This is a genomic window from Rhodococcus sp. D-46 (genome assembly GCF_011290655.1).
In the GTDB taxonomy this organism is placed as follows: domain Bacteria; phylum Actinomycetota; class Actinomycetes; order Mycobacteriales; family Mycobacteriaceae; genus Rhodococcus_F; species Rhodococcus_F qingshengii.
Window position 1 is genome coordinate 166472 of sequence record NZ_JAANTF010000011.1, and the last position, 25900, is coordinate 192371.

At 62.5% G+C, this 25900-nt stretch carries 24 protein-coding genes and 1 tRNA gene; 15 read left to right on the forward strand and 10 right to left on the reverse strand.

All coding sequences use genetic code 11. The annotated features are described in order from the left end of the window. Nucleotides 1-41: 41 nt before the first annotated feature. A complete protein-coding gene (locus G9U53_RS27125; RefSeq protein WP_003945273.1) occupies nucleotides 42-1055 on the forward strand; it encodes a 4-hydroxy-3-methylbut-2-enyl diphosphate reductase in 1014 nt (337 codons plus the stop codon). A 69-nt stretch (nucleotides 1056-1124) separates the two neighbouring features. Here the strand turns inward: G9U53_RS27125 and G9U53_RS27130 are convergent, their stop codons facing one another. Beyond that, nucleotides 1125-2081 carry a DUF6542 domain-containing protein gene (locus tag G9U53_RS27130; protein WP_042448843.1) on the reverse strand — a complete coding sequence of 319 codons (957 nt, stop codon included), beginning with the start codon at nucleotides 2079-2081 and terminating at the stop codon, nucleotides 1125-1127. A 217-nt stretch (nucleotides 2082-2298) separates the two neighbouring features. Here G9U53_RS27130 and G9U53_RS27135 point away from each other — a divergent pair, with 217 nt between their 5' ends. Together G9U53_RS27135 and G9U53_RS27140 are read left to right on the forward strand one after the other, a co-directional pair. Further along, nucleotides 2299-3474: an exonuclease SbcCD subunit D gene (locus G9U53_RS27135; RefSeq protein WP_064689303.1), complete on the forward strand. Its 1176-nt coding sequence runs from the start codon at nucleotides 2299-2301 to the stop codon at nucleotides 3472-3474. Next, a complete protein-coding gene (locus tag G9U53_RS27140) occupies nucleotides 3471-6449 on the forward strand; it encodes an SMC family ATPase (RefSeq protein WP_165639618.1) in 2979 nt (992 codons plus the stop codon). The genes G9U53_RS27135 and G9U53_RS27140 overlap by 4 nt, the downstream gene beginning before the upstream one ends. Here the strand turns inward: G9U53_RS27140 and G9U53_RS27145 are convergent, their stop codons facing one another. Then, nucleotides 6450-7643 (reverse strand): AI-2E family transporter, encoded by a 1194-nt coding sequence (locus G9U53_RS27145; protein WP_003945249.1) that lies wholly within the window; start codon nucleotides 7641-7643, stop codon nucleotides 6450-6452. It abuts the gene before it with no gap. Nucleotides 7644-7795: 152 nt separating this feature from the next. Between G9U53_RS27145 and G9U53_RS27150 the strand changes: the two genes are divergently transcribed. Next, nucleotides 7796-8200: a hypothetical protein gene (locus tag G9U53_RS27150; RefSeq protein WP_003945253.1), complete on the forward strand. Its 405-nt coding sequence runs from the start codon at nucleotides 7796-7798 to the stop codon at nucleotides 8198-8200. 6 nt (nucleotides 8201-8206) lie between these two features. Here the strand turns inward: G9U53_RS27150 and G9U53_RS27155 are convergent, their stop codons facing one another. The 3 genes from G9U53_RS27155 to G9U53_RS27165 all read right to left on the reverse strand — a co-directional run bounded on the left by G9U53_RS27155 (nucleotide 8207) and on the right by G9U53_RS27165 (nucleotide 12391). Beyond that, on the reverse strand, nucleotides 8207-8401 hold the full coding sequence (locus G9U53_RS27155) for a YbdD/YjiX family protein (protein ID WP_242692801.1): 195 nt from the start codon (nucleotides 8399-8401) through the stop codon (nucleotides 8207-8209). A 17-nt stretch (nucleotides 8402-8418) separates the two neighbouring features. Continuing rightward, on the reverse strand, nucleotides 8419-10701 hold the full coding sequence (locus tag G9U53_RS27160; protein ID WP_007726338.1) for a carbon starvation CstA family protein: 2283 nt from the start codon (nucleotides 10699-10701) through the stop codon (nucleotides 8419-8421). A 112-nt stretch (nucleotides 10702-10813) separates the two neighbouring features. Beyond that, entirely contained in the window at nucleotides 10814-12391 is a 1578-nt protein-coding gene (locus G9U53_RS27165; RefSeq protein WP_037132028.1) for an FMN-binding glutamate synthase family protein, read from the reverse strand. 89 nt (nucleotides 12392-12480) lie between these two features. On the opposite strand from G9U53_RS27165, the gene G9U53_RS27170 reads away from it, so the two are divergent. Together G9U53_RS27170 and ychF are read left to right on the forward strand one after the other, a co-directional pair. Continuing rightward, nucleotides 12481-13002 (forward strand): CD225/dispanin family protein, encoded by a 522-nt coding sequence (locus tag G9U53_RS27170; RefSeq protein WP_030244403.1) that lies wholly within the window; start codon nucleotides 12481-12483, stop codon nucleotides 13000-13002. 70 nt (nucleotides 13003-13072) lie between these two features. Beyond that, nucleotides 13073-14152 carry a redox-regulated ATPase YchF gene (ychF, locus tag G9U53_RS27175; protein ID WP_003945278.1) on the forward strand — a complete coding sequence of 360 codons (1080 nt, stop codon included), beginning with the start codon at nucleotides 13073-13075 and terminating at the stop codon, nucleotides 14150-14152. An 18-nt stretch (nucleotides 14153-14170) separates the two neighbouring features. Here ychF and G9U53_RS27180 read toward each other — a convergent pair whose 3' ends face one another. Then, a complete protein-coding gene (locus G9U53_RS27180) occupies nucleotides 14171-15133 on the reverse strand; it encodes a pseudouridine synthase (RefSeq protein WP_047270325.1) in 963 nt (320 codons plus the stop codon). Between the two features lie 188 nt (nucleotides 15134-15321). Here G9U53_RS27180 and G9U53_RS27185 point away from each other — a divergent pair. Then, nucleotides 15322-15397: transfer RNA gene (locus G9U53_RS27185), tRNA-His, on the forward strand. Between the two features lie 296 nt (nucleotides 15398-15693). On the opposite strand, the gene G9U53_RS27190 is transcribed toward G9U53_RS27185, so the two are convergent. Together G9U53_RS27190 and G9U53_RS27195 are read right to left on the reverse strand one after the other, a co-directional pair. Further along, the gene (locus G9U53_RS27190; RefSeq protein WP_256082859.1) at nucleotides 15694-16758 is read right to left on the reverse strand and encodes a glycerophosphodiester phosphodiesterase family protein; all 1065 of its coding nucleotides are present in this window, start codon (nucleotides 16756-16758) and stop codon (nucleotides 15694-15696) included. A 95-nt stretch (nucleotides 16759-16853) separates the two neighbouring features. Next, entirely contained in the window at nucleotides 16854-17696 is an 843-nt protein-coding gene (locus G9U53_RS27195) for a PE-PPE domain-containing protein (RefSeq protein ID WP_165639621.1), read from the reverse strand. 107 nt (nucleotides 17697-17803) lie between these two features. Between G9U53_RS27195 and G9U53_RS27200 the strand changes: the two genes are divergently transcribed. From G9U53_RS27200 to G9U53_RS27230, 7 genes are all read left to right on the forward strand, one after another. Next, nucleotides 17804-18769, forward strand: coding sequence for an L-lactate dehydrogenase (locus G9U53_RS27200; protein ID WP_165639622.1), 966 nt, complete (start codon nucleotides 17804-17806; stop codon nucleotides 18767-18769). Between the two features lie 40 nt (nucleotides 18770-18809). Further along, on the forward strand, nucleotides 18810-19196 hold the full coding sequence (locus G9U53_RS27205) for a phage holin family protein (RefSeq protein WP_003945275.1): 387 nt from the start codon (nucleotides 18810-18812) through the stop codon (nucleotides 19194-19196). Further along, complete coding sequence (locus G9U53_RS27210; protein WP_064113484.1) at nucleotides 19193-19558, forward strand: VOC family protein; 366 nt, start codon at nucleotides 19193-19195, stop codon at nucleotides 19556-19558. Before G9U53_RS27205 ends, G9U53_RS27210 begins: the two co-directional genes overlap by 4 nt. Nucleotides 19559-19633: 75 nt before the next feature. Then, nucleotides 19634-20110, forward strand: coding sequence for an SRPBCC family protein (locus G9U53_RS27215; RefSeq protein ID WP_165639623.1), 477 nt, complete (start codon nucleotides 19634-19636; stop codon nucleotides 20108-20110). A 32-nt stretch (nucleotides 20111-20142) separates the two neighbouring features. After that, nucleotides 20143-21471, forward strand: a complete 1329-nt coding sequence (locus G9U53_RS27220) for a WS/DGAT domain-containing protein (RefSeq protein ID WP_058037410.1) — start codon at nucleotides 20143-20145, stop codon at nucleotides 21469-21471. Nucleotides 21472-21491: 20 nt separating this feature from the next. Continuing rightward, nucleotides 21492-22055, forward strand: a complete 564-nt coding sequence (locus G9U53_RS27225; protein WP_063316827.1) for a mismatch-specific DNA-glycosylase — start codon at nucleotides 21492-21494, stop codon at nucleotides 22053-22055. A 52-nt stretch (nucleotides 22056-22107) separates the two neighbouring features. Then, nucleotides 22108-22458, forward strand: coding sequence for a hypothetical protein (locus G9U53_RS27230; protein WP_165639624.1), 351 nt, complete (start codon nucleotides 22108-22110; stop codon nucleotides 22456-22458). 60 nt (nucleotides 22459-22518) lie between these two features. Here G9U53_RS27230 and G9U53_RS27235 read toward each other — a convergent pair whose 3' ends face one another. Together G9U53_RS27235 and G9U53_RS27240 are read right to left on the reverse strand one after the other, a co-directional pair. Beyond that, nucleotides 22519-24216, reverse strand: a complete 1698-nt coding sequence (locus tag G9U53_RS27235) for a fumarate hydratase (RefSeq protein ID WP_007726313.1) — start codon at nucleotides 24214-24216, stop codon at nucleotides 22519-22521. 114 nt (nucleotides 24217-24330) lie between these two features. Continuing rightward, entirely contained in the window at nucleotides 24331-25452 is a 1122-nt protein-coding gene (locus G9U53_RS27240; RefSeq protein ID WP_165639625.1) for a winged helix DNA-binding domain-containing protein, read from the reverse strand. Nucleotides 25453-25723: 271 nt separating this feature from the next. Between G9U53_RS27240 and G9U53_RS34090 the strand changes: the two genes are divergently transcribed. Beyond that, nucleotides 25724-25849 carry a hypothetical protein gene (locus G9U53_RS34090; protein WP_019744544.1) on the forward strand — a complete coding sequence of 42 codons (126 nt, stop codon included), beginning with the start codon at nucleotides 25724-25726 and terminating at the stop codon, nucleotides 25847-25849. The last annotated feature ends 51 nt before the right edge of the window (nucleotides 25850-25900 follow it).

The window sequence follows — 25900 nt, forward strand, 5'->3', positions numbered from 1 at the left end:
CGGAGTGTCTCATTCGTTCGAGGTGCCAGTAGGCTGGTCACATGTCTTCGGCTGTTCCTCTCAATCTCGGTATCGCGCACTCGGCTGATTCGCCGTCCACCCGCAAGGGCAGCGCCAAGCGCGTGCTCCTCGCCGAGCCTCGCGGCTACTGCGCCGGCGTCGACCGCGCGGTCGAGACCGTCGAGAAGGCCCTCGAGAAGCACGGCGCACCCATCTACGTGCGTAAGGAGATCGTCCACAATCGCCACGTCGTCGAGACGCTCGAAGATCAAGGCGTGATCTTCGTCGACGAAACCGACGAAGTTCCCGAGGGATCGTTGCTGGTGTTCTCGGCGCACGGTGTGTCGCCGGCCGTCCACGACTCGGCTGCCGAGCGGAACCTGCGCACGATCGACGCAACGTGCCCCCTGGTCACGAAGGTGCACCAGGAAGCAAAGCGATTCGCCCGCGACGATTACGACATTCTGCTCATCGGCCACGAAGGCCACGAGGAGGTCGAGGGCACCGCAGGTGAGGCTCCCGATCACGTCACCATCGTCGACGGCCCGGATTCGGTCGACGCGGTCACGGTTCGTGACGAGTCGAAGGTCATTTGGCTTTCCCAGACCACACTGAGCGTCGACGAGACGATGCAGACCGTCGCGCGCCTGCGTGAGCGCTTCCCCAATCTGCAGGACCCGCCGTCCGACGACATCTGCTACGCCACGCAGAACCGTCAGGTCGCGGTCAAGGCGATGGCTCCCGAGTGCGATCTCGTGATCGTGGTGGGTTCGCGGAACTCGTCCAACTCGGTTCGCCTGGTCGAGGTCGCGCTCGGGGCGGGCGCTGCCGCGTCGTACCTGGTCGACTACGCCCGTGAGGTCGATCTCGCGTGGCTCGAGGGTGTCCAGACAGTCGGCATCACGTCAGGCGCATCGGTACCCGAGGTGCTCGTGCGCGGCGTGATCGAACTTCTTGCCGAGCACGGATACAACGACGTTCAACCCGTCACCACTGCCAACGAGACTCTGGTGTTCGCCCTTCCCCGTGAATTGCGAGCAGCGCGCACGTCCTGAAACAAGAAAATGCGGGGCACCTTCCATCTGGAAGGTGCCCCGCATTTTTGTGCTACCGGGCGCGTCTGTTCAGGGCTCTTCGCGATCGCGGTACCGAACTCGCGGCGGCGGATACGCGGGAAGATCGACTCCGGGTGGGCGGCGGCGAGGGGGCAGCGGCGGCGATACGTCGTCACCCGAAGCGAAGAAGGGCTCCATCCGCTCCTCACGTCTGGGCGACGGAGTGGGCTCGGGCGCCCGGCGGCGACCGTACGACGGGTAGTCGTCGTCTGCCACGGGCCGACTGTCGGGCTGGGGGCGACGCGTAGGCGGTTGGTGCGTGCGATCGACCCTGGGTGGCTGAGGGCTTCTCCGAGGCGGCAGCGGACGCTCGTCCTGGATCGGCTCGCGCCTGGGGGTGCTTCGGTAGGCGGGCTGCTCGTCCACCTCGGGGGCGCGGCGACGCGGGGGCCCGGGGACGGGCGCGTCCGAGACTCTGCGTCGACGCCCGGTCTCGGGTGCGGGTTGTTCTCGCGTGGCAGCTGCAGAGGAGTCACGAGTGGTGGCCGCCGAGCGGCGGGAGCGGGTCGAGCGCGCGGGTCCGGTGGGGCGCTGATTGAGCAGGAAGTATCGGAAGCCACCGATGATCAGCACGACCACGGTTGCGGCCAACATGATCGGAAAGCGGTTGACCAACGGATACGCGATGTTGATCGCGATATCGCGCAGCGCGGTGCTGTTGTCCTTGCCGATGAGCGTGTGCCCGATCGGCACCGCAGCGAAGAGCAGCAACGGCGGTTGGGCCATCGCGGTGAAGAGGGCCTTGTTCGAAGCGGCAACCACAGCGAAGAGACAGCCCAGGAAGTAGAACGTCGAGAACACCGCGGTGAGCTCTCCGCCGCCTCCGGTGGCATCGATCAGTACGCCGACGGCGGTCACACCGGCAGCAAGCAGGATCACTCCCCACCAGGGCAGGCCGGGGACGGTCACGATGAGCGATCGCTTGTCCAGCGGTACCCCGGAGCGAGCACGTTGGGTTGCAGACACATAACGACATTAGCGGTTCTTGCGTTGTCGGCCGTGTTTGTGCGGGTCGTGGCTGGCGCATTTATCGACGCGATGGCGCGATGGTTTCGGGTTCTTCGTCAAACGAACCGGACGGATTGTGTGCAGGGTCACCGGACGCTCGTGGGTTGGGGCACACCGACGAAGCCGTCAGCGTGGGAGATCGGCGGTGTCGGTGGGCTGCTCTACCGTCGGATTCATGAAGATTCTGCACACCTCCGATTGGCATATAGGTCGCACCTTTCACGGCGTCGATCTGTTGGCCGATCAGGCGAGTGTGCTCGGTTCCATCGCAGATTCCGTCCGCGAACACGGCGTCGACGTCGTGGTCGTGCCGGGGGACATCTACGACCGCTCGATTCCCAGTTCCGACGCGGTCACCGTGTGCAATCGAGGCTTCGAGGCAATCCGGGCGGCGGGGGCGGTCATCGTCGCGACGTCCGGCAATCACGATTCCGCGGTGCGGCTCGGAGCCGGGGCATCCTTTGCCGCTGCCGGCGGCTTGCACTTGATCACTCGCGTCGGCCAGATCGGTACTCCGGTGATGCTGAGCGATCAGTTCGGTCCTGTCGCCTTTTACGGGATTCCGTACCTCGAGCCGGAGATCACGCGCGTCGAGTTGGGCGTGCCCCGGGCTCGTACTCATTCCGACATCCTCGGAGCGGCCATGTCGCGTGTTCGGCGAGATCTCGCCGAACGAACGGCTGCCGACCCCGCGACTCGATCGGTATTGCTCGCCCATGCCTTCGTCGTGGGCGGTGAGGCCTCTGAATCGGAACGCTCCATCTCGGTCGGCGGAGTGGAGACCGTCGCAGTGGGCGAATTCGACGGCGTCGACTATGTCGCCCTCGGACACCTGCATTCTCCGCAGATGCTCTCGGAGAGTGTGCGGTACTCAGGTTCACCGTTGCCGTATTCGTTCGGTGAGCGCAGCCACCGCAAGGCTGCGCTTTTGATCGAACTCGACGCAGCCGGTCTGTCGTCGGTGCAGCGCCTCGATCTTCCGGTGATTCGAGGGCTGAGCCAGGTGACGGGAACTCTCGAGGAACTTCTCACCGAGTCGAAGTACGCCGATTCCGAGCAGTGCTACGTCTCCGCTTTGCTCACCGACCCGGTTCGTCCCGTCGATGCCATGAGGCAGCTCCAGGCACGTTTCCCCTTTGCCGTTCACCTCGAATGGCAAAGGCCGGAAGGACAATCGGATCTCAAGTATCGCGACGCGGTACGGGGTCGAACCGACATGGAGATCGCCCGTGGCTTTGTCTCGGCCGTGCGTAGTGACCCGTCCGAGCGGGAGGTCACGTTGATGGCCGAAGCGCTCAGCGCTGCCGCGCGCGCCGAGGAGTCCACGGTAGAACTGAGTGAAACCGCGTGAGGCTGCACAAACTCGAAGTCAGCTCTTTCGGGCCCTTCGCCGACACGGTCGAGGTCGACTTCGACCGTTTGGGTGCAGACGGGCTGTTCCTTCTGCACGGTGACACCGGGGCAGGCAAGACCACGATCCTCGACGCGGTTGCGTTCGCCCTGTACGGGCGGGTGCCGGGTGCGCGCAACGAGGGCAAGCGATTGTTGTCCGATCACGCGCCCGCCGGTTCGGTGCCGCGCGTGGAACTCGAAGCGACCATCAGTGGTCGCAGAATCAAACTTGTTCGTAGTCCAGAGTATTCGCGTCCGAAGAAGCGCGGGACCGGTTCGATCACAGAGAATGCAAAGGCCACACTGACGTGGTTGGACGGCCGCGGCGAGAATCTTTCGCGCATCCCTGACATCGGTGACGAGATCAACCGCCTCATGGGCATGAGCGCTGATCAGTTCTTCCAGGTGGTGCTCTTGCCGCAGGGTGAGTTCGCCAAATTCCTGCGTGCCGAGAGTGACGAGCGAGGCAAACTGCTCGAGCGTCTGTTCGACACCAAGCGTTTTGTCTCCGTCGAGGCATGGTTCGACGCCAAGCGAAAGGCAAGTGCGACCGCGCTCGCGGCCAGGGAGCAATCCGTGCGGCTGCTGCTCGCGAAGGTCGAGACAGCTGCGGGACTCGAGGTAGGCGCCGAGGCACACCCACTGGAATGGTCGCGCAAACTCCTCGCCGAGGCTCAGGACACCCGCGATACAAGTCTTGCGGAGCTGGTGACCGCGAAAGATGCAGCAGCCGAGGCTAATCGGGTGCTCACCGTTGCGCAGCGAACCGCAGATCTGGTCGCTCGCCGTAATCGTGCGACCGCTGAACTCGCAGCATTCAATACGGGCACCGCCCAAAGAGCTGTGATCGGCGCTGAACTCGAGACCGCCAAGCGCGCACTGCCGGTGGCCGCTGTCGCCGGCGATGTGGACGCTGCCGGCTTGCACCTCGCTGCCGCACTCGAATCGATGACCGCAGCGATGTCGACCTACTCCGCAACGGGCGGTCCGGAGATTTTCGTGCCGGAGGTGTGGCCACCCACCGACGACGAGCGTCAACGCGTCGTAGCTCGGATCCGGACCTGGCGTGACGAGATCGTTCGCCTGGACGCAATGGCGGAGGATGCTCGCAGAGCCGATGCGGCAGAAGCCGAGATCGAGAAACTCGGAGTTCGGCGAGACGCTCTGTCCGAGCGCATCGATGCCATCGCGGTTGAACGCACTCAACTGCCAGAAATGGTGCGCTCGGCCGGCCAACGGCTGGAGGATGCGCAACGCGCGCACGCGGCTCTGCCCGGCCTCGAAGCTGCACTGGCCAAAGCATCGGATGCTGCGGCAGCGGGTCATGAATTCGTCTCTCTGCGTACGCAAGCCGAGAAGATTCGTGTGCAGGTGTTGGATGCGCGCGACGCCCGTCAGAGTGCTCGCGGGCGCTGGCTCGACCTCGTGCAGAAGCGTATCGAGGGCATGGCTGCGGAGTTGGCGAGTTCACTCGCGCCCGGTGACCCATGCCAGGTGTGTGGTTCGCGTGAACACCCTGCGCCGGCGCAGTCTGATGTCGTGACGGTCACCGAGCCCGATCTGGAAGTCGCGTCCGCAGCCGAGCGTGCGGCCGAGAAAGCCCTGAGCAAGGTAGTCGACCGCCAGGTAACCGTCGACCGTGACATCGACCGGGTGATCGCCCGCGGCGGGGACGGCGACGTCGCAGAACTCGACAGGCTCCGCGCCGCGGCTCGGAACGCCGTTGACGAGGCGACCCACTCTGCCGGTCAGGTTGGAGGGTTGGCCGACAAGCTCGGGCATCTCAACGAGCGTGACGGCGAGCTGCAACAGGAATCCGCTTCTCTGACGGCCGAATTGGCGGCACTGACCGAGCGTACGACGACTCTGTCGGCCACGGTCGAGCAGATTCGAGCGGCGATCGTCGCTGCGGTGGGAGAAGATTCGACCATCGCTGCTCGGCGCTCGTGGTTCGAAAGGATTGCCTCCGCTGCCTCGGCGGCGTCTGAGATGCGTGACGACGCCGTTCGTGCGCAGGCGCGATCGGCGGAACTGTCGACCAAACTGGCCGCTGCGGCGGCCGCTGCTGGATTCGATTCGGTCGAGGCTGCGATCGAAGGGGTGAGATCGCCGGCCCGAATCACGGCGATCGAAACGGAACTCGCCAAAGCACGCGACCTCGAGGTGGCCGCTCGGACGGTCCTCGACGACCCCGAGGTCGTTGCGGTGAGCGAAGTCGAGACAGTCGACGTCGACGGTCCTCGCGAGCGTGCTCTTCGGTGCGCCGAGGTGGTGAACTCGGCTGTTGCAGCTGCTTCCCTGGCCGAGAACCGTGTGTCGGATCTCGAACGGTTCAGCGGACAACTCGAGAAGGCATACGAAGCGGTTGCACCTGAGCGTGAACTGCACGACGAACTCGCGGCGCTTGCCGACGTGATCGCCGGCAAAGGTCAGAACAGTCGCAAGATGTCGCTGCGAGCGTATGTGCTCGCGTCGCGGTTGGAAGAGATCGCCGTGTCGGCGTCGGTTCGGCTGCAGCGGATGTCCGGGGGCAGATACGAGTTCGTGCACAGTGACGAGGCAGGTTCTCGGGGTCGCCGCGGCGGTCTGGGACTCGACATCCGGGACGACTTCACGGGTGTGGTTCGCTCGGCGAAGACGCTCTCGGGCGGTGAATCATTCTTGGCGTCATTGTCTTTGGCCCTCGGACTTGCCGATGTGGTTGCGGCGGAGTCCGGCGGAATCGTTCTCGACACGATGTTCATCGACGAAGGATTCGGCACTCTCGACGCCGACACCCTCGACTCGGTGATGGCTGTGTTGGACGAGCTTCGCGACGGTGGACGAGTGGTGGGCATCGTCAGTCACGTGGACGAGATGAGGCAGCGAATCCCGAGTCGCCTGCACGTCATTCGCGGACGTGCAGGCTCCTCGGTGAAGGTGATCGCGGGCTGATCAGGCCTTTTTGTTCTCTACCTCTGACTCGGCGTCGTCGTCTTGATCCTCGAGGATGTCCGACGCATCGCCGGCGGGCATCGGCTCGTTGTCGCTTGCGCGTTCGTCGATCTGCTCGCCGATGTACCGGATGACAACTGCTGCCACAGCGGCGACGGGCACTGCGAGGAAGGCGCCGACGATGCCGTACAGCGAGCTACCGGCGGCCACGGCAAGCAGCACGATGACGGCGTGGAGTTTCATCGACTTGCTCTGCAGCACAGGCTGAAGGACGTTTCCTTCGATCTGCTGAACGGCCAGGATGATGATCAACACGATGATGGCGGTGGTGAGACCGTTGGCCACCAGCGCAACCAACACAGCCAGGGCGCCGGCGACAAAGGCACCGACGATCGGGATGAAGCCACCGATGAACGTGAGAATTGCCAGCACCGGTGCCAGCGGGACCCCGAGTATCAGCAGTCCGGCGCCGATGAAGACCGCGTCGATCAGACTCACCAGTGCTTGTGTCCTGATGAATCCGCCGAGCGTGTCCCACATGCGGGTGAGGACCTCTTCGAGATGCCGACCGGCACGGCCGCCGCCGACAGCGTGGAGCCAGGGGATGAACCTCGGTCCGTCCTTGATGAAGAAGAAAGCGAGAATCAGGACCAAACCGAGCGTGACCAACAACGAGCTCGCTGTGCTCACGCCGCTGAAAACGCCTGAAGCGATGGCGGTTCCACTTTCCTGCACCTTGGTGATGACGGCATGGACGGCGTTGTCGATCTGGTCGTCCTTCAGGTTCAGCGGCGGACCCTGGAGCCAGTCCTGAACCTGGTTGATGCCCTCGGTGGTCTTGTTCGCGAGCTCGGGGGCCTGGCTGACCACTGACGGAACGATGCCGGCGATCACACCGGCCAGGATTCCGATCGAGAGCACCAGGGTGATGCCGGCTGCCGCGGCCGGTGGCATCCCGCGCTTGATCATGCCGCGGGTCGGCGGCCACATGACTGTCGCAACAACGATAGCCAGAGCCACCGGCAGGATGATGACCCAGAGCTTTTCGATCAGCCAGCCGAAAATCCAGGCGCCCAGCGAAATCGACGCCAACACCAACGACCATTTTGCGAGCCACATACCCCCTTGCCCGATGATCTCGCCGCGGTCGCGCTTGCGCACCCCTGCGGACGTCCCCTTGTCTTGCTCGCTCACTGATCGTCCTTTCCGTCGGCGCAGGGATCTCCTCGCCGATGTGCGAATCCGGTGATCTAGCTGAGCTGATCGTAACGACTGCATGCGATAACTCGTGTGTTGCGCTGCAATACTGTGTTTTGAAGCATGCTGATCGGACTAACATTTCCGTCATGAGAATCGCAGCAGCAGTCGGGGCAGCAGCAATCGTCGTTCTCGGGCTCACCGCGTGTAGCACCGAGGATCAGGACAACGCGCAGAACAAGATCAGCGAGGCAGTCACGAGCGGGCAACAGGCGCTCGAGACGGCGAAACAGTCAGCGGGCAACGCCATCGATCAGGGCAAGACGGCGCTGTTCGTCGCCACGTTCCGTGGGGCTTACGCACCGTTGGCGGAGAACCGCGACGACGCAGACATCGAGGAGATCTTGACGACCACGTGTACCGAGGTCGCCAACGGCACGGACGAGGCGGAGGTCAAGACCAAGATCACCGACCTGGCCGAGAACAACGGCAACAAGCCCACCGACGAGCAGGCCGGCCACATATACGAACTCGCGAAGGCCACCTGCCCCTGACCGGATTCAGCAGCAGCGGGCGCCTGGGTTGGCGTCGGCTGCTGCGTGTCGGCGGCGCCAGAACTCTCGTTCGCTGATCACCGGTGAGTCGGAGTGGTGGCGTCGGGTGTGCTCGACGTAGCGCTGATAGTCGAGATCACCCATCACCGAGCGAACCCACCACAGCGTTCCGCGGAACGCTGTGGTGAGTTTTGCCGTCATGGTCGCCGTCGTCATGGTCAGTGCCCACCTCCGTGTGCGGCGCCGGGCGCCCGGACTTTCCCGGCTTTGATCAGCTCGTCCCATTCTTTCTGGATTTCCTTCTCCGCGGGCGTCGGAATGAAGCTGGCGGGTCCGAAGATTTTCGACGGTTCTTCCGGGGACTCTGTGGTCGGCAGCCCGCCCGCTCGGATTGCCTTGGCACATACGATGATCCCGGCGATGACCACGACGATCACCAGTGACGCGAAGATGATCGACAACGTGCCCTGGATGAAGGTGTTGCGAATGACGGCATCGATGGCCTCCGGAGTCTTCGCGGAACCGTGCGCCGTCTCGCCGGCAGCCTTCGCGTCCTTGAACACGTTGTGCTGAGCCCAGTACCCGATCGCGGGGTTGTCGGAGAAGATCTTCTGGTACGACGCGGTCATGGTTACGACCAGGTCCCACACCAGCGGCACGCCGGGAATCCAGGCCCATTTGAACAGGCCCTTCTTCATGACGATCGTCATGACCACCGTCAGTGCGATCGCGGCGAGTAGCTGGTTGGCGATGCCGAAGAGCGGGAAGAGTGTGTTGATTCCGCCCAGCGGATCGGTGACACCCATGAGCAGAATCGCGCCCCAGGCAGCGACGACGATCAGCGAGCACAGCCACGCGCCGATGCGCCACGACGGGTCCTTGAACTTCTTCGCCGGACCGCCGAAGTTGCCGAGCGAGTCGGAGAGCATGAATCGAGCGACGCGGGTGCCGGCATCGATCGTGGTGAGGATGAAGAGCGCCTCGAACATGATCGCGAAGTGGTACCAGAACGATTTCAGCGAGTCGCCGCCGAAGACGTCGCTGAGCACTTCGGACATTCCGAACGCGAGCGTCGGGGCGCCGCCGGTTCGCGAGATGATCGATTCTTCGCCGACGGCCTCGGCTGCCTGAGTCAGCACGTCCGGTGTGATGGGGGCAGTGCCGAGGGGCAGATTGTTGACGTATTCGGCTGCGGTTTCCGGTGTTCCACCGGTCAGTGCCGCGGGAGCGTTGAGTGCGAAGTACAGGTGCTGATCGAGGATGCAGGCGGTGACCAGAGCCATGATCGCGACAAACGATTCGGTCAGCATGCCGCCGTACCCGATCATCTTGGTCTGGCTTTCCTTCTCGAGCAGCTTCGGCGTCGTACCGGACGCGATCAGTGCGTGGAAGCCCGAGAGTGCGCCACAGGCAATGGTGATGAACAGGAACGGGAACAGTGAACCGGCAAAGGCCGGGCCTTCGCCGTTGGAGGCGAACGGCGTCACTGCCGGCATGTTCAGCGCGGGTCGTGCGACCAGAATTCCGATGGCCAGCAGCGCGATGGTGCCGACCTTCATGAACGTCGACAGGTAGTCGCGCGGTGCCAGGAGCAGCCAGACCGGCAGCACCGAAGCGGCGAATCCGTACGCGATCATCAGCCACGCAATGGTGACCTTCGAGAGTGTGAACCAGTCTGCGCCCCAACCGGTATCGGCTACCCAACCACCGGAGACGATGGCCAGGAGAAGCAGGACGACGCCGATCAGGGAGACTTCGGAAACCTTGCCCGGCCGCAGATACCTCAGGTACACGCCCATGAACAGGGCGATGGGGATGGTCATCGCGATCGAGAACACTCCCCACGGGGACTCGGCGAGCGCATTGACGACCACAAGTCCGAGCACCGCGATGAGGATGATCATGATGACGAACACGCCGATCAATGCGGCGACGCCGCCGACGAGGCCGAGTTCTTCGCGGGCCATCTGACCGAGGCTGCGCCCGCGGCGCTTCGACGAGATCCACAGGACCATGAAGTCCTGCACCGCCCCGGCGAACACGACGCCGACGATGATCCAGATCGTTCCCGGAAGATATCCCATCTGTGCGGCCAACACGGGTCCGACCAGGGGGCCGGCACCGGCGATTGCCGCGAAGTGGTGACCGAACAGCACCCGACGGTCGGTCGGCATGTAGTCGGCGCCGTTCTCCATGATCTCGGCGGGAGTGGCGACGTCGTCGCGAGGTTTGACGATCTTGCGTTCGATCAACCGCGCATAGAAGCGGTAGGCAATCAGATAAGTGCAAATTGCGGCCAACACGAACCAGACGGCACTGATGTGTTCACCGCGGACGATCGCAATCATGTACCAGGCGCCCGCGCCGACCAGTCCGAGAACAAGGAAGACGACGCGCGCAGTCGTGGAGATGGGTGTTTTGTCGATGACGCCGACAGGTGGCAGGTCAGGATCGGTTTTCAGGTACTCGACATTTGGTTCCGGCGCAGTCGTCAAGCTCATCGTCGAACTCCGTCCACTAGTGCACGTGTGGCCGCCGTCACAGCGGGCCATCTGTCACTGTAGGACCAGAAGGGTGAATCCGCGCGATCTGAAACGCGGGAGTCGACCGACGTCAGAATCGGTGAGCGTCGGCGTCGATCCAATCGGTGAGCCAGCTCTGCGGCGGGGAGTCGAGCAGTTCGCCCGGCATCAGCCAGTCGAACAGGTCGGCATAGGTGCGAGTGGTGAGACCGTCGACGCGGCGGTTGAGCATTCCCGGTTGCAGTTGGTCGAAGGAATCGATGCCCATCGACGCGATCATCTGTTGCGCGCTGGCGACGGTTGCCTTCTGGAATCGGTAGACGCGCTCGCTCTTGTCGGGGATGTCGAGTGCGCGGGTGCGTGCCGGATCCTGAGTGGCAACGCCGACCGGGCAGCGGTTGGTGTGGCACATCTGGGCCTGAATACAGCCCACTGCGAACATCATTGCGCGGGCCGCCATCGTGAAGTCTGCGCCCTGGATGATGCGTTTGACGATGTCGGAACCGCTCGCCACCTTTCCGGAAGCGCCGACTTTCACGAGAGGGCGCAAACCAGTTCCCACCAGAGCGTTGTGCACCAGCATCAGGCCCTCGGTCAACGGCATGCCCATGTGGTCCTCGAACTCCACCGGACCTGCGCCGGTGCCGCCTTCGGAACCGTCCACGATGATGAAGTCGGGCGTGATACCGCGTTCGATCATCGCCTTGCAGATTCCGAGGAATTCACGACGCGAGCCGACACACAGTTTCATCCCGACCGGCTTGCCTCCCGACAGTTTTCGCAGGGTCGCGATGAAATCGACCAGTTCGACCGGGGTGCTGAACGCGGTGTGCGCGGGTGGCGAAATCACGGTCTGGCCGACGGGTACCCCGCGGGTTTCGGCGATTTCGGGGGAGACCTTGACTCCGGGAAGCACGCCACCCAACCCGGGTTTCGCACCTTGCGAGAGCTTGATCGAAATGGCCTTCACCTGGTCGGAGCCTGCGCGCTCGGCAAAACGGTCAGGATCGAATCGGCCGTCCTCGGTTCGGCACCCGAAGTACCCCGAAGCGATTTCCCAGATCAGATCGCCGCCGTGTTTGCGGTGATACGGACTGATCGCGCCTTCGCCCGTGTCGTGAGCGAAGCCGCCTTTGGCTGCGCCGGCGTTGAGGGCCTCGATTGCGTTGGCGGACAACGACCCGAAGCTCATCGCGGAGACGTTCAGGAGAGCGATGTCGTACGGCTTCGTGCAATCGCGTCCGCCGAGGCGAACTCGCGGAACGGTGTCGGGGGCGGTCCGTGCGCGAATCGAATGCGTCATGAACTCGTAGCCGATCGCATTGACGTCGCGCTCGGTCCCGAAGGGCTCTTCCGCCAGTGTTCCCTTTGCCCGCTCGTAAACCAGATCTCGCGTTTCGCGATCGAATGGCATTCCATCGGTGGATGATTCGACGAAGTACTGCTGGATCTCCGGTCGAATCTTCTCGAGGAGGAATCGCGCGTGCCCCAGGACCGGATAGTTACGGAGGATGCTGTGGGACTTCTGAGTGAGGTCGTAGGTGCCCATGGCCGCCAGCGCGAGTGTGACGACAGCGATCACCCACCATCCGGGCGAGGCGACAATTGCGAGCGCGGCGGTGCCGAGACCCACTATCCATATCAAGAGCACGATCAGCATCCGAGTCACCTCGAGAGCGTAGGCGCTCACTGTGACACGGCAGCGGTAAGTCTCCACTAGGTTCTGCGATAGAGAACCGAATCCGACTCTTTGGGGGAATGATGACCGAACCGCAATATCCGACCGACCCGCAGGATCCGAAGGAGCAGCAGTATCCGAAGGAACAGCAGTATCCGGCGGGCCAGCAGTATTCAGCCGGTCAGCAATATTCAGCAGGCCAGGAGTATCCGACGGGCCAGCAGTACCCGACCGACCCGCAGTACTCAGCCGGACAGCAGTATCCGACCGGTCAGCAGTACAGCGCGACCCAGCAGTACAGTGCCGCTCCCACGTACGCGGCGCCGCAGTACGGTCCGCCGAAGTCCAACGCGGGATGGGCCGTCGCGTCGATCATCTTCTTCTGGCCTATCGCGTTCGCCGCGTTCAACCATCTCCACGACATCTACCCGAAGTGGGCGATGGGCGATCACCAGGGCGCGCAGTACGCGTCCGAGCGGGTGAAGAAGCTCGGGCAGATTTCGCTCCTGATAGCCGTCATCTGCTGGGTGCTGTTCATCGCGTTCTACGTGATCTTCCTGGTTGCGATCGTGTCGTCCGTCGATTCGTATACCTACAACTGATCACCTGCCGCGACGTGACGGTGGGGCGAGTACCCGTCACGTCGCCGCGAGGCCGTAGAATCCACAGACCGTGAGCCTTACCCTCGGAATCGTCGGACTGCCCAACGTCGGCAAGTCCACCCTTTTCAATGCACTGACCAACAACGACGTGTTGGCAGCGAACTACCCGTTCGCGACCATCGAACCCAACGTCGGTCTGGTCGAGCTGCCCGATCCGCGGCTGCAGAAGCTCGCCGAGATCTTCGGCTCCGAGCGCATCCTCCCCGCGACCGTGTCGTTCGTCGACATTGCCGGCATCGTCAAGGGAGCGTCCGAGGGCGCAGGTCTGGGCAACAAGTTCCTGGCCAACATTCGTGAAGCGGACGCCATCTGCCAGGTAGTTCGCGTCTTCGCCGACGACGACGTCATCCACGTCGACGGCAAGGTCGACCCGGCCTCGGACATCGAGGTCATCGAGACCGAGCTCGTGATCGCCGACATGCAGACCTTGGAGAAGGCTCTCCCGCGTCTGGACAAGGAAGCTCGCAAGAACAAGGAGCTCAAGCCAGCCCACGACGAGGCGCTCAAGGCTCAGGCCTTCCTCAACGAGGGCACGACGCTCTTCAGCGTCAAGGACAAGCTCGATTTCTCGTTGCTGCGTGAGCTGAGCCTGCTCACCACCAAGCCCTTCCTGTACGTCTTCAACGCCGACGAGTCTGTGCTCACCGACGCAGCGAAGATTGCGGAATTGCGCGCATCCGTCGCACCGGCCGACGCTGTGTTCCTCGACGCGAAGGTCGAGCAGGAACTGCTCGAGCTGGACGAGGAAGATCGCCAGGAAATGCTCGACTCGATCGGTCAGACCGAGCCCGGCCTGCACGCGCTTGCACGCACCGGCTTCCACACCCTCGGACTGCAGACTTACCTGACGGCTGGTCCGAAGGAAGCTCGCGCCTGGACCATCCACAAGGGTGACACCGCTCCCCAGGCTGCCGGCGTCATTCACACCGACTTCGAGCGCGGCTTCATCAAGGCTGAAATCGTGTCCTTCGACGACCTCGTCGAGGCGGGTTCCATGGCCGCAGCCAAGGCTGCCGGCAAGGTCCGCATGGAGGGCAAGGAATACGTCATGGCCGACGGCGATGTGGTGGAGTTCCGCTTCAACGTCTAAATCAACGGCTCCTGGTCGTCACCCCACGGGCATCTCGCTGAGCGTCCGACGGGTGACGAACCGCCGCGCTCTCCCCGACAACGGATCGGTGAATTCGAGTTCCCTCGCGAGCAATTGGAGTGGGAGACAATGATCGTCTGGGGCGTCGGGCAACAGGTCGGGGTATCGCCGGTCGCCCAGAATCCCGGCGCCGAGGGCCGCCAGATGCACCCGCAACTGGTGCATCCGTCCGGAGCGCGGACGTAGAACCGTGTGCAGCACAGCACGTCCGGAGGCACTCACACCCATCCCTCGCGCCTCGATCATGGTCTCGGAGTTGGGTTCACGGCTGTCGTCGACGACGACTCGCAACTCGCCGCGTCGAGCTTCGATGTGGTTGCGGTAAACGAGAGGGACGTCGAGCGCTGGTGCATCCCGGCCCCGCCGGGTCGGTCGCGCCGACACCGCCTCGTAGACCTTCGTGACCTGACGCTTCTCGAACAGTGACTGGTACGCGCCGCGCGTCGCGGGGCGGGCCGAGAACATCACCACCCCTGCGGTGCCGCGGTCGAGTCGATGGATCGGGGTCAGATCTGGGTTGTCGAGACGAACCCGCAGGCGGACGAGCGCCGACTCACGCAGGTATCGCCCGCTCGGAGTGGTCGGGAGAAAATGTGGCTTGTCGATGACGACGAGATCGTCGTCGGTGTGCAGGATCTCCTCGTGGAACGGCACCGGGTCCTCCGCCGGCAACTCACGGTAGTACCAGACGAACCGGTGCGCGCTGAGTTCTGTGTTCAGGCAGATCGAGTGGCCGTCGGTATCCACGAACTCGCCGTCGTCGAACCGCCGATACAGGTTCTCGGCGTCCAGATGGTCGAACTTGGCTACGACGTACTCGGCGATCGTCGCCCACGGCCCCGAGAGCGGGATGCGTAGGCGCGTCGGGCCAACCCCGTTCTTGACGGGCAGCGGTGGGGACATGGACACGCAGGTCATCATCCCATCGACTACTGGTCAGCGGTGATTCGGTGTGGCCTCGACGGGGACGTCCCCGCGGGGACGCGGAAACCGAACTCACAGCGGTGGTCGGTGTAGATCGTCTACTCGAAAATCAGTGGCGCGGAAGAGATGCGGGCCCGTATGGTTCGGCAGAGAAAGATCGCAGTCGAAAAGCACTGCGGGCCATACCTTCTGTAGCTCAATTGGTGAGAGCACCCGACTGTGACTCGGGCGACGGCGGATCGTAACCGCCCAGAGGGACCAGCTCAGATACGGTTGAGGTCGGGCCTCTAGGCGCAGAGGCCGGCGGCCCTTTGCCTGCACAGTTGTCGAACGAGCCTGAGCCGGTATTCCCTGAATCGCCGGACCGCATTCCAGTCACCCGCCATTTCCGCGTCGGCAAGTAGGTATTCGCAGTTGTCCAACTGATCCTTCAAAGACATCATCAGAATTCACCTCCGATCACCCGAGCAAGTACCTGTCCAGGATGCGGCCGACGGGACCCCGGGGACATCGGCCGTAGTACCTGTTCAGGTACCTGCTTCGGTGCGCGGTGGAGGCTACTTCTTGACCGCAGGTGCAGGTAGTGGCATGCCTCGCTCGGCCAGAACGGCTCGGAGATGATCGGGGTAGTCGGTGATGATCCCGTCGACACCGAGGTCGATCAGGGCGTGCATGGTGGCGGGATCATCGACGGTCCACGGGATGACCTTCATGCCACGCGCATGTGCGCTCGCGATCATGTCGGCTGTCGGATAGAGGGTGAAACCGGGATCCCCGACCTTTCCGCCCTGCGGAGTTCCTTGGACGGGGGAGTAGGCGGAGGCACCAAAGGTTGCTACCGCCGCGATGCCGTCGCCACCGAAATCATCGATGTCCAGACCGCCGAGCCACGGTGACGCTCCGTCCTTGCCTACCTGGAGAAAGTCGCCGTTTGTGAGCGCAACGACGGGGACACTCGGCGCGAGTTGACGGGTGAGCATGAGCGAGCCCCAGTCGAAGCTCTGAATGGTGACGCTGTCCAACAATCCGGCTGCCCGGATCGTATCGAGGACTACAGAGACGAACTGCTCACGCGGGGCGGTCTCGTGAGGCGCTCCCGCTTCCACCTTGGTCTCGATGTTGAGCTTGATTCCGGGTGCGTTGTACGACTTCACCAGGGCAAGCACTTCTTCGAGCGTCTGCATTTTCGCTCCCGGAACATTCTGCTGTTCAGGGTATCCGGCAAGGGGGAGAGTGCCGCAGTCCATGGTCTTGATCTGCTGCAGGCTCAGCGTGTTGACGAATTTGCCGACGTACGGGAACTCCGGGTCACCCGCAGTTGCGGGCTCGGTGTCGAGGCATTTCTTGTTCGAGATCTTACGATCGTGCGTGACGACAGCGATCCCGTCCTCGGTGATCTGGGTATCGAGTTCCAGTGTGCTGACGCCCATTTCGAGGGCATTCGCGAACGCGGCCAGGCTGCTTTCCGTGTACAGGCCGAGCCCGCCGCGGTGGGCTTGGACGTCGAACGTCGAAACCGGCTGGGGTGCTGAACTACCGAACGAACCGGACCAGTCGAGACTGCCGGTTGGCGATGCGCCGGCCGGGGCCGCCAGGGCGGTGAGGGGGAGTGCGACGGTCACGGCGGCACACGACAATATTCTGCTCAGTTGCATGAAAGGAACGTAGAGGCGTCGAATGGCTCCCCGGGGTTCGTTAGGTAAACTAACGGTAAAGGTCAGGCCGCGTGAATGCGCTGCCCGACGCCGCTCGCGTGGACCTTCATCCACGACGCCAGAAGCTCACACCCGGTCAGTCCGCTCTCGTCGAGAGGTTCGATCGCGTAGCTGATGTGTCTACCGCCGCGAGGGTTCTTGAGCTGAAATCGGTTCAGGTTCAACTTCGTCGGCAGGTAACCAAGTACTTCGAGGAACGCGGTGCGAATACGTCGTAGATCGGTACGCCACTGTTTCGGACTGAAACGAGTCTTCTGCGCATTCTGGAAAGCATTGCTACGAAGTAGTTCCCAAACCTTTCCTGCCCACACGCGTGCCTGCGAGCAGGACATCCAGCGCGTCAAGTCTGCGATGTCGCGAATGTAGCTGTCGTCGCTGGCATTACAGATCATGTCCTGCGGGTGCCCGATCCACTTGACCGGAATCCACGGCTGGATCTCGGGTCCGTCGCCGGCAACTCCGTGTCCCTCACAACCTTCGATCACGCCTGCCGGTTGTTGAGGATCGGAGATCAGTCCGACTCCGATGATGTTGGCGCGGTTCAGCGTCGGAAGAGCCGAGCGGATCACGGTGCATCCCTGTGAGTATCCGATCAGCATCACGGGGCCGTCTGTCTGCGCGATTTCGGCGGTGAGGGCTTTCACACCCATCGCGGTGCTGTGCCGAAAGCTCAGGCCGCCGTCGGCGACCGGACCGTACGATGCGGGATAAGCGACCCAGCGAGAATCGAATCGACTGTCGAGTTCGTCGGTGACGGCACTGAGGAGTCCGCGCACACGGGCGCCGTGGTCGCCGACGTGGGATTCGCCGGTGCCGCCAACTGCAAGAACGGTTACCTCAGCCATGTCAGCGATCATCCACGTCGATTCTGAGAGGTCTGCATCCAAACCCTGAGAAGAGACTGGCAATCCGTTGTACTGCGAAATCGTTATCGAGCGAGCACCATTTACCCATGACGACGCCGAATCGTTCATCCAGACGAAAAGTGTCCGTTGTCGGTGCGGGAAGCGTCGGCACCGCAATTGCGTATGCGTGCCTGATACGCGGATCGGCCGACGCGCTCACCCTCTACGACACCAACAGCGCAAAGGTCCGGGCCGAAGTTCTCGATCTCAACCACGGCACCCAGTTCACACCGCCGTGCACTGTTGACGGAGGCGATGACATCTCGGTCACCGCGGGATCCGACTTGGTCGTCGTCACCGCGGGCGCCAAACAGCATCCCGGTCAGTCGCGGCTCGAACTTGCCGCGGTGAACGTCAAGATCGCGCAGACACTGACCGAACAACTGTTGGCGGTGTCACCGGACGCGGTCCTTCTCTTCGTCACCAACCCGGTCGACGTGGCGACCTACGCAGCGATCCAGGCCGCGGGACCGTCGTACCGCGGCCGAATTTTCGGATCTGGGACCGTGCTGGACACGGCCCGATTGCGATTCCTGCTGGCTACCGAACTCGGAGTCGCGGTGGAGAACGTTCATGCCTTCATCGTGGGCGAGCACGGGGATTCCGAGATTCCGCTCTGGTCGAGCGCAACCATCGGCGGAGTGCCGGCAACCTCGTTCGTGGGACCGTCGGGTGGCGTCCTCGGCCCCGACCTACGCGCGAAAGTAGCGAAGTCTGTAGTCGAGAGTGCTTACGAGATCATCGAGGGTAAGGGTGCGACCAACCTCGCCATCGGATTGTCGAGCGCATTCATCGCGGAAGTCGTGTTGCGGGACGAACAACGGGTTCTGCCGGTGTCGACTTTGCAGAGCGGCGTCCACGGACTCGAGCACGTTTGCCTGTCCCTTCCCACGATGGTTGGTCGTGCTGGTGCCGGCCGAGTCCTCGAAGTACCGCTATCGGAAAGAGAGGCTTCGGGGCTCCGATCTTCTGCCCGGACATTGCGAGAGGTGCAGGAATCTCTGGGATTGTGAATATCTGTTCTCCTCGATATCCGACATATAGGATCAACAAATGATCAGCTTCCTGATTCGCGCCGCGATCTTCCTGGGTTCTGCCGCTGTCGGGCTTCTTGTTGCGTCGTTGATTCTTTCGGGCTTCTCGGCGCCCACATCCGGGTTCATCGTTGCGGTCGTGATCTTTGCGATTGCGCAGTCGGTCCTGGCGCCGTTCATCGCCACGGTGGCAAAGCGCCATGCACCGGCATTTCTCGGCGGAATCGGATTGGTGTCGACGTTTGTCGCGCTGTTGGTGGCGTCGCTCTTCTCCAATCTGTCGATCTCCGGTGTCTCGACGTGGATTCTGGGAACCGTCGTCGTGTGGCTGGTAACCGCCGTTGCGACGTTGGTTCTTCCGTTGTTGTTCGTGCGTAAGAAAGTTCAGGAGAAGAAGGCACAGTGACCCGCCCGAACATCGGTATGGACTACACAGTCTTGGACTGCCCGGATCCGGCTGCATTGGCCAACTTCTACGTCCAGGTCCTCGAGTGGAAAAGTGTTCGCGACGAGGACGATTGGCACGTGATCGAAGGACCCGGCGGGGAGCGGCTCGCGTTTCAGCTCGCTCCGGATTTTGTTCCGGTGGACTGGCCGACCTCCGGTGTCGGGATCCATCTGGATCTGTTCGTGGATTCTCTCGACCCCGCGGAGGCTTGGGTGACGAACCTGGGAGCGCAGCGGGTGACCGACATTCCGGAGCATCAGACTTTCCGCGTGTACCGCGACCCGGTCGGTCACTATTTCTGCCTGTGCCTGCGGGACTGAGTGTCGACTCGCTCCGATCTCGTCGACCGTGGATAATTCCGAACACTTGTCACGCCCGAGAATTGGAGATCGACGATGGCTTCGCAGAATTCCAACGAATTCCTGGTAGAACGTACGACGATCGTCAAGGCAGAAGCACCGGTCGTCTTCGCGTTGATCAACGATTTCCATCAGTGGACTCAGTGGTCGCCGTGGGAAGGTCTCGACCCGGCGATGCAGCGTACGTACGCGGGGCCTGGCGCGGGCGTCGGGGCTTCGTACGCCTGGGCGGGAAACAAGAAGGCGGGCTCCGGTTCGATGGTGATCACCGAATCCGTCCCGAATGAACGAGTAGTTTTGGACCTGGCCTTCCTCAAGCCGTTCAAGGCGCAGAACGTCACCACGTTTCTCATCTCGCCGAATTCCGGTGAAGTTCAGGTGACGTGGAAGATGACCGGAAAGAAGAATCTGTTCTTCAAGATCTTCGGTTTCATCTTCAGCATGGACAAGCTTGTCGGAAAGGATTTCGAGAAGGGCCTGTCCCAGCTGAAAGCTGCTGCAGAAAAGAGCTGACAAGCCGGTGGTACCGTCTCCCGGTGTTACGGATGACGCCCACCGATGCCCAAACCTTCTGGATTTCGGAGAAGATCCCGAACGATCAGCTGCTGCTCTACTGTTTCGACGGGCAGAGCCAGCACATGGACGAGCTACGACGCTCGGTGGTGGAAAGAGCGTCGCTCATTCCGGATCTCAATGTTCGGATTCGTGAATCACCGTGGCACCTCGACTATCCGCTCTGGGAGCCTATGCCGGTCGATGCCTCGTTGGTGAGAGTGCATGAGCTGCCCGAAAACTCGTGGCTCTCGTGCATTCACGGCATCGAGAAGCTACTCGAAAACCACGTCGACCCACGCGAGTCCCCGTGGACGCTGCACCTGTTTCACGGCGTCACCGGCGTGCCGCGCTGCAGTGGCCCGGCGCTGATCGCAGTTCTGCAGGTCGCTCATTCTCTGGCGGACGGCAAACGCGCGTCGGCGATTGCTCGCCAACTGTTCTCGCCGCAACCGCCCGCGAAGCAGAAGACGGACGTGCGGCGTAGCGGATCAGCCGAGATTCTGGGCCGCGCCGCCCTGCGCCTTCCGGGCCAACTCGTTTCGCTGTTCCGCGACGGCCGGGCGGGGCACCGCGCGCAGTTACAGCTGCAGGCGGACACCGAATCGGGAGTTGTTGCGCCGCAGGCAGCGAGCCGTCCGAAGGTGCGCTCGAACATCCCTCCCGGACCGCACCGACTGGTGCGCATGGTCGTGCGGGACAGCGCAGATTTCCGTGGCGACGGCGTATCCGTCACAGTCGGAGCGATGACAGCCATCTCGGTAGCGATGGCGAACTACCTCACCGAGCGAGACGGCTCGGTACCGCCCGAATTGGGAGCTGAGGTGACCATCGCCAAGGCAGGTACACCCACGGCGCGCAATCACTTCCGCAATGCAGGTGTCGGGCTGTTCCCGGAAGTCGATGATCTTCGTGAGCGAGCCCAACTGATCAGGGAGTCGATGGACGAGCGTCGCGCACGTGCGTCCCATCCATCCAGCGCAGCGTCGGATCTCGCGCTGAACGCTGTTCCCGGCCCGCTGGTCCGTTGGGGCGTGCAGCAATACGATTTCACGGCAGTACCCGACGAGGTCACTGGAAACACCGTGGTGTCGAGTGTCGCGCGCGGTGACGCGGATCTGGTGCTCGGAGGCGGCGTCGTTCGGTTCACAGCGGGCTTCCCGAGTTTGTCGCCGGTCATGTCGTTGACCCACGGCGTACACGGGATCGGGGACACGGTGACGATCAGCATCACCAGCAGTCCGGCCTCGATTCCGGACATCGATGTGTACGAGCAGATGATGCACGACGCGATCGACGAGGTGCGCGAGGCGCTGTCGTGACGGCCTGATGTACTGGCTGCATGGGATTCACGCGCGCCGAACTGGAATCGTTCCGAGACGCCGAGATCGAGGATCTGATCGGGCCGGATTGTCGGCTGTTGTTCGTCGGTATCAATCCGGGACTGTGGACGGCGGCGACCGGCGCGCATTTCGCCAGGCCGGGTAATCGGTTCTATCCGGCACTGCTGAGGGCAGGCATAATCAAGCATGCGATCGATCCTTCCGCGGGTATGTCGGACGCTGACACACAGCATCTGATCGATCGGGGAGTGGGCATCACCAATTTGGCGGTGCGGGCAACTGCGCGCGCAGATGAATTGACGTCGGAGGAACTCGCAACTGGCGGAGTTCGGGTCCGAAACATCGTGCGCGCAACCAATCCAGTAGTCGTTGCCTTCGCCGGGATCACCGCCTATCGAACAGCTTTCGGTGACAAGAAGGCGAAGGCCGGGCGTCAGGACCGTGATTTCGAGGGGGCAAAACTGTGGATCGTGCCCAATCCCAGTGGTCTCAACGCACACGAGACGGTGGACACCTTGGCAGCGAAATATCGTTCCGCCGCATCCGAAGCCGGAATTCTCTGAGAGAAGTCGCAGTTCCGTTCGGCCAGAACAAGGTACAAGTTAAAGTGCTTGTATGTCTGTTCTATACAACGTCTTTGTAGTGATTCACCTACTCGGCATGGCTGCCCTGGTCGGTAGCTACTTCACCGTCCTCAAGGCTCCTTCGATCACCGAGGTCATGGTGTGGGGTGCCAGGATGCAGTTCGTGTCCGGCCTGATCATCGTCGGGTTGGGCGAAGGCGCCCTGGACAAGAACTACATTCACGCGAAGATCGCTGTGAAGCTGGTGCTTTCGCTGGTCATCGTGGCGCTTGCCGAGATCACCCGGGCGAAGCAGAAGAAGGGCCAGCCCAATCCGAATCTGGTACACGTCGTCGGCGGTTTGTCGTTCGTGACCGTATTCGTGGCCGCGCTCTGGACCTGACAAAGACACAAAAGAGCCCCGGCGATCGAAACTCGCCGGGGCTCTTTGCTGTTGACGTGTCTACAGACCCGGACGCTTGCCGATCGTCAGGGTCACTTCACCGGTGTGCGCAAAGAAGTCGTTGCCCTTGTCGTCGACGACGATGAAGGCGGGGAAGTCCTCGACGTCGATCTTCCAGACGGCTTCCATTCCCAGTTCGGCGTACTCGAGGATGTCGACCTTCTTGATGCAGTCGAGTGCCAGGCGAGCGGCCGGTCCACCGATCGACCCGAGGTAGAAACCGCCGTGCGAGTTGCAGGCGTCGGTGACCTGCTTGGAGCGGTTTCCCTTGGCCAGCATGATCATCGAGCCACCGGCGGCCTGGAACTGCTCGACGTACGAGTCCATACGGCCGGCCGTGGTCGGGCCGAACGAACCGGACGCCATGCCGTCGGGCGTCTTGGCGGGGCCGGCGTAGTACACCGGGTGATCCTTGAGGTACTGCGGCATCTCTTCGCCTGCGTCGAGGCGTTCCTTGATCTTGGCGTGCGCGATGTCGCGTGCCACGACGAGCGGACCGGTCAAGGAGAGACGAGTCTTCACCGGGTGCTTGGAAAGCTCGGCGAGGATCTCCGACATCGGCTTGGTCAGATCGATCTTGACCGCAGCACCCTTGCCGGTACCCGAAATACCATCCGTCTCTTCGTCGAGCTGAGCGTCCGTGACCTCGGGCAGGAAACGACCCGGGTTGAATTCGAGCTGTTCCAGGAACACGCCCTCCGGGGTGATCTTGGCCTTCGCCTGTCGATCTGCCGAGCAGGACACCGCAATGGCGACGGGCAACGAAGCGCCGTGGCGGGGGAGTCGAACGACGCGGACGTCGTGGCAGAAGTACTTACCGCCGAACTGTGCGCCGATGCCGATCTTCTGCGTGAGCTCGAAGACCTTCTTCTCGAGTTCGTGATCGCGGAAGCCGCGGCCCGTGATGGCGCCTTCGGTGGGCAGCTCGTCGAGGTAGTGCGCGGACGCGTACTTGGCCGTCTTCATCGCGAACTCGGCCGAGGTACCGCCGACGACGATCGCGAGGTGGTACGGCGGGCAGGCCGCGGTGCCGAGTGAGCGGATCTTCGCCTCGAGGAACTGCATCATCGAGTCGGGGTTCAGGATCGCTTTGGTTTCCTGGTACAGGTAGGACTTGTTGGCGCTGCCGCCGCCCTTGGCCATGAAGAGGAACTTGTACGAGTTCTCATGTCCGGCAGCAGTATCGGCGTACAGCTCGATCTGCGCGGGCAAGTTGTTGCCGGTGTTCTTCTCGTCCCACATCGTGATGGGGGCGTTCTGCGAGTAGCGCAGGTTCAGACGCGTGTAGGCGTCGTAGACACCGCGGGCAATGGACTTCTCGTCGTCGCCGGGGGTGAGTACGTGCTGTCCACGCTTGCCCATGACGATGGCGGTTCCGGTGTCCTGGCACATCGGCAGAACGCCGGCAGCGGCGATATTGGCGTTCTTGAGCAGGTCGAGCGCGACGAACTTGTCGTTGTTCGACGCTTCGGGATCGTCGAGGATGCTCGCGAGCTGCGTCAGGTGATCCGTGCGCAGGTAATGAGAGATGTCGTGCAGCGCCGTTTCGGTCAGCAAGCGCATCGCTTCCGGCTCGACCTGCAGGAAGGTGCGGCCGTCCGGTCCCTCGACTGTCGACACCCCTTCGGTGGTGAGCAATCGGTACTCGGTGGTGTCATCACCGATCGGCAACAGGTCCTCATAGAGGAAGTCGGCCATCATCTCTCCTGAACAAGGGTGCGTGCGAAGGTCGCATTCAGGTTATCGTTGGGGGTTTCCTTCTCCGAATCGGGGCGGGTGTGAGCTGGAATTATCCGGATGCCACTGGCTCGATCAAGATACTTCGACCAGTTCGGAGAGCTCGACGCCGCGAAATTCGGCAAGTATTTCGGCCTGCTGGGCCACTGCTGCGCGGGCCGATCGTGACCACGTTCCCCACGGGGTGATCGCGACCTTCAGCTTCTTTCCGGATGCTCGTGGTCGCCACAATCCGGTGATCGTGCCACCGACCACCACCGTGCCCGGTCGCCCGAGGGTCGGCCACACCGTCTTCTGGGCGGTCGGATCGGGAACCAGGGTCTCCCGATCCTTGAGCTGTACATACGGATCGAAAGGCCCGAGCAAGCGCGTACTCGAATCGGTGGGGGAGCCGAACAAGTCTTCGCGGTCCTGTTCGAGAATCCACCGCTTCTCGCCGTTCACCTCGATCTCCTCGGCATCGACTGGCCAGTGGGCTTTGACGTCCCTGACCGGAGCATCGAGAAACGACGCGACGTGAGCAGGAGTCGCGGGGCCGTAGAACCGCAGATAACCCCGGATCACGTCGAAGCGGGAATCTGCGTCTGCGCCCGTGGCGCTGAATGGGCGTCGGCGCCAACCCGGAATGCGTTCGAGCACTGGGGGAGATGTGTTCGGCTGTAGCTCGAGGCCTGCCTGGAGTGCCGCGAGCCGGAACGGCATCTCGTACAGATGAGTGGCATTGCACGGGCGGCAGAATCTCAGATAGGGCTCGGTGACCCGCGTGGTCAATTGCGCGGACATCTCGCCCTTGACGGTTGGTTTCGAGACGATGTCCCGCATCGCAGCAGCAACTGTTTGCAGGGCAGTCAGCGTCGGGATGCCGGCGGCCTTCAGGGGCCGATTGGCGTCGTAAATGCGCTTGGCTGCATCGGCTTCGCTGAACGGCGACGTGGCGGCGGCGACGGCAGGCAGGTCGCCCCGACGGTAATAGTGGGGGGCTCCGCGCAACGTCCAGGCAAGAGCGAGCTCAGTGGCGTCGACGCGGACGCCGCGGATCCGCAGGGCCCAGGCGGCTCCGTCAGGTCCGGTGTTCTGAATCCCGAGATCGAGAATGCTGCAATCGCTGTGATCGGCGTCACCGACAACCGCTCGGTCGAGTTGATGGCGGTGCCACCGGAAATTAGCTACCTGCGTGAGTGAGGTTGCGCTAGACATGATTTCAGTTTACTGGTGGGTAACCGCAGGATTTGGGGCGGTTGATCAATGCGGCGACAGAATTGGTCAAATTCGACCGATTGTCCGGAATTTTTTCAGTAGCAGACCTTATTAGTCGAAATAATGACCCCATTGTCGGAATCCTTTGCCAACTGGTCGTTCGTATGATTACTGTTACCCACGTCACGGATACATTACAGATGTGACGCAGCTGTCACAGCACTGTCGGGTGCTTTTGGCAGCTGACCTCTGACCTCTCAAGGAGATTCACATGGGTTCAATGGAAGGAATTCTCGGCGCTGTTGTTCAGGGCCTGGGATCACTGTTCAGCGCTGACGGTCTGCTCAAGACCTTCATGGGATCGGTAGAGACCATCTCCAAGGACCCCACCCCCTAATTCAGCGCGACATTGCCACGCCCGCTCCGGGTGTAGTTACTTCAATTTCGA